This is a genomic window from Candidatus Tisiphia endosymbiont of Oplodontha viridula, assembly GCF_964264865.1.
Taxonomy (GTDB): Bacteria; Pseudomonadota; Alphaproteobacteria; order Rickettsiales; family Rickettsiaceae; genus Tisiphia.
In genome coordinates this window covers 953,349-965,644 of record NZ_OZ183486.1, presented here as the reverse complement: position 1 = coordinate 965,644, position 12,296 = coordinate 953,349, and the positions used below count along the sequence as shown (strand labels likewise).

Annotated in this window: 5 protein-coding genes; all 5 read right to left on the bottom strand. The window is 31.8% G+C overall.

Annotated features, from left to right (window positions below; genetic code table 11):
- Positions 1–102: 102 nt before the first annotated feature.
- A complete protein-coding gene (locus tag ACFEL1_RS04650) occupies positions 103–1,902 on the bottom strand; it encodes a glycosyltransferase family 2 protein (protein WP_375330671.1) in 1,800 nt (599 codons plus the stop codon).
- Complete coding sequence (locus ACFEL1_RS04645) at positions 1,887–2,804, bottom strand: hypothetical protein (RefSeq protein WP_375330670.1); 918 nt, start codon at positions 2,802–2,804, stop codon at positions 1,887–1,889. Before ACFEL1_RS04645 ends, ACFEL1_RS04650 begins: the two co-directional genes overlap by 16 nt.
- A 258-nt stretch (positions 2,805–3,062) precedes the next feature.
- Entirely contained in the window at positions 3,063–6,269 is a 3,207-nt protein-coding gene (locus tag ACFEL1_RS04640; RefSeq protein WP_375330669.1) for a type IV secretion system protein, read from the bottom strand.
- Positions 6,270–6,606: 337 nt separating this feature from the next.
- Complete coding sequence (locus ACFEL1_RS04635) at positions 6,607–9,321, bottom strand: type IV secretion system protein (RefSeq protein WP_341762712.1); 2,715 nt, start codon at positions 9,319–9,321, stop codon at positions 6,607–6,609.
- A gap of 23 nt (positions 9,322–9,344) precedes the next feature.
- On the bottom strand, positions 9,345–12,281 hold the full coding sequence (locus ACFEL1_RS04630; protein WP_375330668.1) for a type IV secretion system protein: 2,937 nt from the start codon (positions 12,279–12,281) through the stop codon (positions 9,345–9,347).
- Between the last annotated feature and the right edge of the window lie 15 nt (positions 12,282–12,296).

The window sequence follows — 12,296 nt, the reverse complement described above, 5'->3', positions numbered from 1 at the left end:
AGTGTTCAAGCCGAGGAACGCAGCGTACATTAGTACGTGAGTACCGCAGGTCTTGGACAACGACAACGCAATTATTGATTTTCTATCTGAGTATACCATGATTTATTCAAGGTCTAGAGTACTAATCCCATGCTGAGTTTTATCCCATTTGAAGGGCATGAAAATAATCTCCCAAATCGCCTTATAACTTGCTATCGTATGTAGTAGAAAATACAGAGGCCACACAAACAAGGCAGCAATATCTAATATTCGAAAATTAGTTATTTTTCCTTTTTTAATCAGTAAAATAAAAAAAGCACTTCCGTAAAGGTATGAAAAAGCAAAAAAACTGTTAATTATCCATAAATAATTAATTATGGCGAATGTATTAATTTTAATAGTTAGCATTAGAAATGGCAAACAACAAAAACCATAAGAAGAAAAACCAATAAAAATGAAAATAGTAGTTATTTGATAAAATTTAAACCTTTTATATTTGTCTTTTTGGGCAAGAAATACCAAAAATGTTTGGATAAATCCTTTTATCCAACGAGATCTTTGATTTATCCAACTTATAATATCTATAGGTGATTCCTCTAAAGTATAAGAATCTATCATATGAACTTTATAACCAAAAGAATATAATCTAATTCCTAAATCAGCATCCTCAGTAACATTATAAGCGTCCCAAAACCCTATTTTTTGTAAGGCGTCAACCTTAAAATGATTGCTAGTTCCTCCAAGAGTTACTGGTAAGTCCATCAAGCTTAAACCTTTCAGAAGATATTTAAACCATAAACAATATTCTATGCTAAAAAGTTTAGTGAGTAAATTTTCATTCTCATTATAGAAGTTAAGTTTAGCCTGCAAACAAACATATTCTTTCGGTAATTCATCAAAGGCTATTACTGCTTTAAGGAGTTGATCAGTATCAGGTCTATCTTCTGCATCATATATTACTACATACTTTCCTCTGCAATATTGCATGGCATAATTAAGGGCTTTAGGTTTAGTCCTAGGTAAACTAAAAGGTACTTTAAGCAAATGTATATAAGAAGGTAATTCATATAGGATATTTTCCTTGATCATCAAATAATCATCTGCTTCAATAATGATTTTGACATCTAATTTATGTTTAGGATAATTAATATTAGCGACATAACTAATAATTGACTTTAGCTTGCCTGATTCTTTATATAATGGAAGTAAAATAGTGTAAATAGGTAGAGAATCATTTTTTAAAATGGAGATATCACTACTTTTAAACGCTGTATTTTGTACAATTACAGCTTGGTTAAATAACATAATTTTTAAAATATTTTGTGAAAAATAGCAAATAATGTTAATCACATGAAAAATATGTTTAAAATTAAATAATATTCCAAAATATATCACAAAAAATATGATAATTGACTTAGTGTAATTGATATTTTTTGCTACCATGTATACTGAGATAAATTCAAGAAAATATTTGGATTTGATTATATTCAAATGGCTAAAATTTTGTTCAAGTAGCTGATAGAAGTCATTCTTTTTGACCAAATTAATCTGTACATTATAATGTATTGTTGATAACTTCCTTAAATAAGCTAGGTCATTTATAGCAAGCACTTTATTGCTTTTATCGTTTTCATAAATGAAATAACCATTTTCTACATATTGATCAATTTTTGCATAATCACAAATCTTAACCTGTGTTTCTTGCACATTCAATAGAGGCAATAATTTATTTTTATACAAAATATCTATAACCATCTCATTATTAATAATTCCTTCTGCAATTATCACATTAAAAAAATCATTCTCACCAGTACTCTCAATTAATTTGAACTTAACATGAGATATTTGTAAATCCGTAAGTAGTTGTTCTTTTAGTAGAATATCTAAAAATTCTCTATTAATATTTTTTATACATCCATCCATATTGAAAATATTACTCCTGATATTTTATAATGTTTATTAATTAGGCTTTTATCACAAAAATACCCTATTTGTGTTGTTAGGCTATTCTTCTTTAGATTACCAAATTTAATCCTTTTTGCAACTGAAAATTGCTTATATAAAGTTCTATTATAAATAGAACCGTAATTTCTCCTAGTATAATATTTGGTAAAGTCTACTAACATAATGCCATTTTGAAATTCAATACCTTCAGATATTGAAAAACTATAATGACTTCTTCTTGTATATGAGTTATTTAGGGCTTGCCCAAAACTAAAAACACTTTCAGCAAATACCGAAACTGTACGAATTTTTTTGGAAAATGCTGATAGCAATAATAATTCATAAGAAAATTGCTGTTGGCAACCATCTTTGGTCATGTATATTCTTGGCTGAACTGAAACTATCTTATTAGTGTTCTGAAAGAGCTTAATTTTATAAAATATACCAATTTCTTTATCATTAGACAGGTAGTTCATGTCATTACTTCCCTGGAATTTATTTTCTTTATAAAGTAATTGAATTCCCAAATTTTGGTTTTTATTAATTCCATATTCGATAGCAAAGATTCGCATTAATTCGTCTTGGTATGAGGATATTTCTCTAGATCTACGCTCTAAAAATTGAATTTGCCTAAATAACTTATTATAAAGAGCCGATGAATTATTAACCAACTTAATACGATCTTTTAAATATGCCAATTTACACTGAATTTGTAGAAAAAGATTGGCTCTTACTTGTTTAATGTTTTTAGAATTTTTATCAATATTGCTAGCAGTAACCGTATATTTGTACTTGCCTGAGTCAATTAACCAAGCTGATGCATAAATCTTATTTGTTACAGAAATTATAAACAGGAGTATAAATATGGTTGTTGTTTTCACCCAAATAACAATTAATAGTTTAAATTTACTAAAATACAACTATTATAAATTTAATAAATAGATATTTTAATAAATTTTCAAAAGTCTATTAGTACCTAAAAAATATATGCTATACTTAATGCTACAATTGTAGTGCTAACGTCAAAACTATGGAGCTACGGCGGGGATCTAAAAAAATCTCCTAAAGGAGGAGGTGTTTATATATTTAACCCCTGCGGGGTGACATAGTAGTGATTGGTAAGGGGTAATAGACTATTGTTAATCATTTTTTTCATATTTAGGCATTCTAGCACCTAAGCGATATTGATTAATTCCATCAATGTGAGATATAACTTCTTTCTTAATAAGTTCTTTTCTTTCTTCTATTTTCTTTAGTACTGCTTTACTATACTCTAAAGATTGATTATCCCCATTAGCTTCAGCTTTCTCACGCATAATTTCATAATGTTCTTGTCTGCGTGCATATTTATCGTTATCTATTAGTGTCTGCTCAATTCTATAAGCACTGTCAATCATATTACGAGTTTGAGTATCCGTTGCTTTTTCTCGCATGAATCGCTCGCCCATCAACACGGGATTCTCCCCGTCATCACCTTCACCTTTAGCTAAAGCATCATATATCTCAAAGGCAAGTTTTTTGTTAGATAGTTCTGCATAATATGCAATATCTGCTGTTCTACCCTGTAATTCAAGCTTGGCTAGATATTCAGGAGATGAAATATCTTCCTGAACAGCAATGGTTTCTTTATTGATTTTAGTTAGAAGTTCTTGATGTTCCAAAGATCTTTGCTGATCCTTAAGTGATTCACTATGTGTTCTAAGTCTTGAATCATTATAATTAAAATCTTCCCACTCTGCCCCAGTTAAGTTACCCTCAAAAGCATCCCGTAAATCTTTACCAACAATAGCAGTAAGTGCCTCTCGTTTTAATCCTTCATAACCAGCATATATTCTCTCTCCTATATTTTTACGCTTCTTATCACGTAGCTCTCTCTTTTCATCAACATGCCTATTCATCTCTTGCCAACTTTTGAGAGGTGCTATATTTTTACCAAATAACCCTATTCCCCTTGCTGACATTGCTTGATGTGTATCCACATAAGCTTGCTGGAAATCTTTGGTAAACTTTGCATCACTCGCTAATTCTCGTAAAGTTTTACCATCTTTAGTTTTCATTAAATCATCAAGCTCTTTCTGCTGATCTTTGTCAAGTTTTTTACCTTCTCCAAATTTAAGATCCGCTAAATAATCACGAAGTTCGGCATAACTATTACCCTTAAATTCTTTGTCCGTTCCATCCGGTTTGATTACTTTAATAACTTCACTAATACCCTTTTGGTAATCATCTAGAGCATGAACATTAACATCTGCATAATCTATACCATAAGTTCTTTTTACTTCATCTAAAACACTAGATTTTGGTGATTTCAGTGCTTCTCGTGCTACACCCTTCATCATTTTGTCTTCAAACCCTTCGGCAAAAAACATACTAGCTTTTTCGATAATGTGTTGATTCACCCTTTTCTTAGCAGCCTTTACAACATAATTTGCAGGTCTTTCTATTTGCTGTTGAATAGGGGCAAAAGCGGCTTGTCCAATTGCTTGTAAATTTGTTAGATTACCTGAGGTGCTAGATAAGAATTTAGCACTTGAAACAGCTATATCATTAAATTTACTTAGTAAATAAACACATACAAAAATTAACAATAATCCATCCAGCTGAACAAAGTGACCACTGAAAAAATTATCAATTCTTCTTACATCGTTGACTAGATCTAAAAATGGTAATTCAACATATCTTTCCTCGATACATTGATAAGCTAAACATAGTTTGCCATCAGGCGAGCCATCATCGATGCGATGATCAACAGGCACTAATATATTAGCTTTTGTTTTAGAAAATTTGCCAGCTTTCATTGGAGATGGAAACCACCAATAAAATATTGAGTCTCCAAGACTAGTGTCTAGATCTTCATTTATACTACCAAACAGTTCATTTATCGGTCCTAAATTTGGGAAGTCATACTTACATACTCCAAAACCAAGTGAAGAATATATTTCTGTTCTGATAATCATTGAAATAAAAGCAATACCAGTAAATAATATAATTGGTTGTAGTGCATAGGAAATCAGCTGTCTTAACCAGTTTTCAAACAATGAACGCGTGATACCAAATAACATAAAGCAAATGAATATTGGCGCCATTATGATAATCATCCCAACAGTTATCAGTGCTGTAAGATATATAATAGTAGCCTTAAATACCATCATGAAGATAAAATAAAGGGCTATCAAGAATAAAATTATATATATAAACCCTAAAGGATCGACAAATAGTAATGAAAATAATTTTGCCATAGTTTGCGGGGCTATCATTAAACCTATAATACTCCAAGATCTAGGTCCGGTAGCCGCTGTTTCTTTAATTATTCGTAATATTTCTTCTACCCCTTCCATAAAAAACACGAATAAGTAATCATGGAAAAATTGCCAGCTACTAGTTGAACTAAGTAACGTAGATACTATACTAACTTTTACTACTCTAATTATTAATTCAGTATGTGTGAGATTAACATTACCAATTAGGAAAGAAAATCCTGTAAACATAATATACAAAGTTAACAGAGCTGAAACAGATACACGATATCCTGGTGTTTTAATAATACCCTCGTAAATTGACCTAACTAGCCCATGATTCTCATCATCACCAAATAACTCAGCTTTTATTAAATTCGTTAAAAATTCAATAGGGTCAGGTCTAGTGTCAGTGACCCCAGATTTAATAACTACACGATACTGACCATTATTATCATCATAAAATTTATCTAAAATCTTAAAATATAATGGGCTAACTTCACCTTTACCTTCATATTGATAACTTATTCCTCCAGCTTTTACTAATTCCCCTCTTTTATTAAGATCATAAAGTTCATAACCAGCAAGAGGTTCACCAAGGTGGGCGGTAATGCCTTTTGGTGTACGCTGTGTATCCAAAGAGAGATTAGGATTTGTATCACGCTCAGCAATTAACATGTATAGCCCTACACCATTTTTAAATAAACATGGTGCGTTACTAATTTTGGCATCCTTACTCTTAGTACACATCCTGTCATCTATAAATTTGCATACTTGTAGTCTCTTACAAAATTCGGATAAAGTATTGGTATTTTTTTCTTGACCATACCACGCACTCCAAGCTGATAATTCTGTAGAGTTGTTTTTATCTCCTTTAGAATAATCCCAAGTTTTTACCAATATAGTGAGTGGTTGACCATTTACATTATATCCAGTATTGATCCAAGGAGCTGTTTGATTATCTTGTTGCCCGCTTAACTTTTCTTTTTTATATCTTGAAGAAATTACAAATTTTATAAAGCCAAAATCATCTGCATCAATGCACCTATCGCCAGTACACCCTGAAAGGCACAACATAGAAATTAATAAAATAGCAAAAATATTCTTCATTTATAGAAACCTAGGCTTAAATAACCTCAGTTCGATATAAGAATTATTAATTCTTATATCGAACTGGCTTTGTTATAAGGAAAAATGCACTCTTGAAGCGGCTGACGTGGGTGCATTTTAACTTTTTTCATCATTCAATATACGCGAATTCGGGATAAGAATTAACTAATTCTTATCCCGAATTGGGGTAATATGTGATTTTAATAATTAAAATCACATATTGAATGGAGTATTATATTTTAACAATCAGGTGGGCAGCCGCTTCAAACCTGATTGTTTCTATATATAATACTGAATTCGATGTAACTTGTTACATCGAATTCAGGTTAAATAGTAATTATTCCTTTTTATTAGATCCACCATCTGCTTCACCACCAGTGTCTGAATCATTTCTTGAGGCAAATATTTTGCCAGTATATTCTTTCTTGCCGTCAGGATCACTTTTCCTAGCTTTATAATTTTGATCTATAACCTTATCCTTAAATATCCTAGCTGGAGCAAAAGCTAAATCCTTGACTGGTCTTGCCACAGATTCCATATCCTGCATAATAGATTTTGTAGGATTATCAGGCCTTTGGAAATCACCCTCTTGTCTTGCAGGTGTTACGTTGGTCAATTGAGCAACTACTATAGTCACATAATCGACAAGTCCATAACACATTAGGCAATAAGCATAGAATAACAAGCTACTGGTAAATATTACCAAGAATGTACCAGTAGAATTTAATAAATCCTGTGCATTATTAATTTCCGTAACATCCGGTGCGAAGAAAGGTATCCCAGGTAAAAATGGTAATTTAAACGAGAAATTAATCGGTATGTTCATATGCGTTAGATCTAACCCTATCTCTATTGGGATGAACGTACTATCCCAACATGCTCTTACCACAATCTTTAAAAGTTGTTCAGACATCACCTGATCTATTAATAGAAAAAATATTAATAATATGGTTGGTTGCATCATATAACTAAATAAAGTAGATAACCAGTTATCGAAAATGCTTTTTGTCTTCTCAAATAGTACCAAAATTATGAATAATGGTGCTAAAGATATCATAATCGCAAGACCAATATAGGCTATAACGTAACCTATGATAACTTCCAAAATGGCTCTAAAATAAAGCGTCAGAGAATAAATAGTCATGATAGCAACAAGGGTAAGACCATTATGGATTTGGAGTAATTGTATAAATAAAAGCCCCCAAAATCTGCCATTGGTATATTTATCAAATATTGGATCAATAAAACCAAAAATGTTAGCTGTAGAACTAGTAAGCCCTACTACATTGGTCATTAGATAGTCAGTACCCTTAATAAAGGCATTAAATAAGTAATTATTGAAAAAGTTCCAACTATCATCTCCTATTAGGATAACTATCAAAGTTATTTTTATAATCCTCGTTAATAAATCTTTGGCAGTTATTTGAATAGCACCCGCTAAAAAGGTTAAAGCATATATCATTACATAAAGAATCAATGCAGCTTTTATGATTCGGTGTAATGTTACATTTTTAGTTAGTTTAGTATAAAAATTCATAGTAAATTTATGAAACTCCTTGGTAATAGGTTTAACTGCTCCGTTATATACAATATCTGAGAACCAAGTACTCCCCATATAATTAGCATAATTTATCTTAATTTTTCCCATTACCTCTTTATTAGGATTCTTTACTCTAACCCATAAATAGCCATCTTTGTCAGCATCAGTTGCAAAATCTTGGTTGATTTGTGTACCCACTAGCGATGCAAGTGGTGTACCGCCATCTTTCATTATAATATATTCAACTTCTATGTCTTTTTGTTGTGCATCACTAATACTCTTATCACCATTACCTACTTCTACCATCATAATGTAGCGTCCAAAATGTAAAAAACTACTACTTAAGTCTACAACAGTAGAGTCATTAATATAAGAATTAAGTTTGTCAAGATCAGAAAATGTAGTCCAATCACTCATTAAAGGTTTGTCTAGGGAGGTAAACATGCCTTGGATTGACCAATCAGTTAAAAAATCTAAATCTCCAGCAATATCAGATTTATAATATAAGAAACTCTTTTTTAGAAATTTAGAATATACAAAACTTTCCGCTTCTCTCTTTATAATCTGGTTATTTACTAGTATCCTCATCCCTCTCCCTTGATCATAGAAGCACACTGGAGAGTTATCTTTATCATTAGCAAAATCAGGACAAGTTATAATAATCTGTTGTATAGAGCCTTGGGTTAACGGTTTACCAACTAATGCTAACTTATCTAACACCTTGTATTTCGTATTTGCTCCAGTATCCTGACACACTTTATCCCTTGATGAGGGGTCAATAGAATCACACAATTTTTCTGCAGTTGAATATAGTATTTTATTATCAAGGTTGCTATTTGTATAAAGTGACGGGACTCCTAATATATTATTGTCAAGCTCTGACTTTAAAAAATCTTCGTCAGTAGCTACACTAAAAAAATCTCCTGCTCCTGTGAGAGTTATATTTATTACATCACCTTTTTCTACCCGAATCTTCTGACGATTTTCAGCAAAATTAAAATAGTCTACATAATTCTGCATTTTGCTAAATGCCAAACTTATATAATCTTTAGTTGGATCAGTTGCCTTAAATTTAGGAAAATTAGTAGCTTCATATTTTTTAGTTAAGTAATTAAAAGTTTTAATAAATATTTGTGGTCTATTGAACCTTGGATCTATACGGTACATCACTCGGTATCTTCTTGGACTACTTACAGCTCCACTAGTACTCCAGTCAAACTTAATGGCTTTATCTTTTTTGACATAGTTACCAGTAGAATTCCATTCATTTGGTTTTGTAAGGTCTAAAGAAATGCTACCTTCTTGAAAACTATTGAATTTTGGTACTTCTAGACATGCTGAAAATAGAGCTGCAAGTCCACTTAAACTCGAACTCATCCAATCAAATTTAGCATCTTTCTCATTATCATCAGCTTTGACAGGATTACAGGCTAATAGGACTACTAAGGCAATAAACAGTTGCCCTTTAAGTAGAAAATCTACCAACAAAATTAGATACCTGAAATTTCTCATCCTATTCACTTCATTTTCAGTTATTACTTTGGATTCGCATTAGAAACACTTTCATTACCACTATCACTTTCAACACCACTTCTTGGATTCTGATCCTTATTATTACCATCACTATCCTTATCACTTTTTGACCTAGCTTTATTCCCTTTATCGATTGCTTTATTCCTATCTTTTAATCTACCGGCAGCTTCTTTCTTAATTGTATCTCTAGATGCCTGATCTAAACCAACCTTTTTTAAAGCTCCTTGTTCCATTGCCGATGACATTGCATGCCCCATAGATGTTGCAGAAGGTCCAGCGGTACTAGTCAACTTTGCCACCATTTTTCCAGAAAATTCAACATAACCATACATTCCATAAGCAATTATAATTAATGCAATATAATGTTGCATATTCAAACCCATCATGCCAGAACGATGATCCATTCCCCAAGGTACAAACCAATTGATACAAAAAATCTCTAAGTTAGAGAAAATCGCAGGAAGACCTGGGATAGCAGGGAATGGAACTTTTATAGGTAAAGCACATTTCCAACACACACTATAACCAGTTGCAAAATCCAAGTAAATTGTAAATAGCTGAGTAAGTATAATAATTCCTGCCATTAAAATTACTGGCTCTATCATATATCTAAAAGTAAACCTCACCCAATTATCAAATAAATATCTAGTGAAATCAAATAGCATAAACGTAAGAAACAATGGAGCTACACCAATTAATATAGCGATTGCCATAAATGCCATAATATAAACTGCCACGGCTCGAAGAGCGGTGATGATTACTATCATTGTAGCAATAAATACTATAACAAAATAAATCAATCCACTAAGACCCATAGAGATTAAAGAAAGCACTTGACCAGCAAAAGTTTTACTGAACAATATTTTACTCATTAATGCATCTAAGAACATGAAAGGATTTGTTATTTTATTCGTCGATGAAAACATGCTATAGCCACTCATATTGGAGATGATTCCATCTGAAAAATTAGTTACAAAATCAAATATATAATTATTGAAAAATTCAAAAGTACTTTCATTCATTAACCCACTAACTATAGCGATTTTTGCTATCCTAATTACCAAATCTTGTTGGTTGATTTTGACCATACCTAATAAAAACATTGCTCCGTATGACATAACGTAAAGAATTAGTACGGCTTTTATATAGTTAAAAAAGTTAGTACAAGTAGTAACTCCCCCACCATAGCAAGTCATGTTCTTAAAAATCATCACAGCTGCATTCTTGATTTTGCCTTTTAATAACTCAAATAAAGGGGTTAAAATATTTAAAGTAAAACTACCAACTTTTTCTGAGGTAAAGAATTGTACTTGGTATCTACCATAACTTTCTTTATAATCCTCTTTTTTATTGAGAATTCTCATCCATAGATATCCATTGCCACTTGTAGTAATCTTCGCATTACCTTCTGCATCATCCATACTAATATTATTGGCTGTATAGGATTTACTAGATGTGTTAGGATTTTCGTCATATGGTACTACTAAATATTGTATTTTACCACGATCAGCCACAACATCATCAAAACTCTCACCATTAGTTCTTCGACATTTGGTCTGCTTAATGTTTAAGACATAGCCACCAGTATTATTGGTATATTTGTCATCTTTTGACCATAAACGATATTGTAAATAGCTCTTTGATACACCAGCTAGAGTCTTGTTATAAATGATTTGATATTTAATATTAGCATCTTGACTACTATTTATTGGATCATAATCTTTGTTTCCAGCAATTATTTTAGCAAATTTATAGCCTGTCCCTAAAGATTTAGCATTAGTTGGGGTCTCACTATTATCCATTCTATATAATAAACCTGTTGGACCATCGGCGGAGTACCAAAAATATCTTTTATTTTGATATTCTCCTTCTATGTAAGCTTTATCTTTAATGCTATGATCAACGTCAGGACATCTACGAGATAAGCTACTAGAATTGTAAGAACATTCAGGATGAAAATTAGTAAATAACTTATTAGTATCGTCACTCCAAGGAGACGTAAAAAAACCATCCTCCTTATAAGGTTCTGGTGCCACCCCCATCACATTAGCCCAAAAAGGACCCTTATCACATATTGTTTTCCAATAACTTCCTACATGCAATGGATCTATGGTACAAATAGTCGAGGGCAATTCCCAGTCATATGGCTTACTCCAACACACCTCGTGTGGATTAATATTAACACAATCATTCGGATTATTACAATTTGCCGGCCATTTGCAACCAGTGACATATTCCCCAGAATATATTGAATATCTACCACATAATGGGCTGTATTTTCTCTTGCCTTCTGAGCAATCTGCTGTCTCTATAAAATTTTTAAATTCACCATCTTGCTTAACAAGCTTAAAGATATTTTTTACACTAGCCATATTATTTGGCAAATTCGGCAATTTTTTGTGATCCGGTAAAATTGATACTATAACCTGATCATTAATAAACAATTCAGCTATATTTCGCCATTCATCAGTTTTAGCATCAAAAATTAAAGATAGTGGTTCTGCATTAGTTTCTTCAATCCTAGGGATGGCAACCATGTTATTATTGGTATCTAGATCTGAAGATTGTTGAATATTATTTTTTGGAATATAAGCTCTACAAAGACTTATGTTGCCCTCTATTTTAAACTTAACATCCTGCTTATCTGTAACAGCTAGATTAGTATTTAACCATTCTCCATAATGTTTAGGATCATACTTAGTTTCAATTGAACCATCTGGTTTTGTTGTGGTAATAACAGTATAGTTTGCTGTTGCGTTAAGCATGATTGTATTAGTAATACGATCAGTACTACCTCCCTCTGCATCTTGATCATATCTAAGGAGGCAACCATTGGTAATTTTTACTGACCCTATCATCGCAAGTAATACCATAACAATGCTAACCACTAGAGCCACTATGCCTAATACCATTATGAGTTTTGATAAATTTCCTTTCATACAATAATATCCAAG

Bases quoted from the DNA above. Each gene is read 5' to 3' on its own strand.
- ACFEL1_RS04635 (WP_341762712.1), bottom strand. From the start codon at position 9,321: ATGAGAAATTTCAGGTATCTAATTTTGTTGGTAGATTTTCTACTTAAA.
- ACFEL1_RS04650 (WP_375330671.1), bottom strand. From the start codon at position 1,902: ATGGATGGATGTATAAAAAATATTAATAGAGAATTTTTAGATATTCTA.
- ACFEL1_RS04630 (WP_375330668.1), bottom strand. From the start codon at position 12,281: ATGAAAGGAAATTTATCAAAACTCATAATGGTATTAGGCATAGTGGCT.
- ACFEL1_RS04640 (WP_375330669.1), bottom strand. From the start codon at position 6,269: ATGAAGAATATTTTTGCTATTTTATTAATTTCTATGTTGTGCCTTTCA.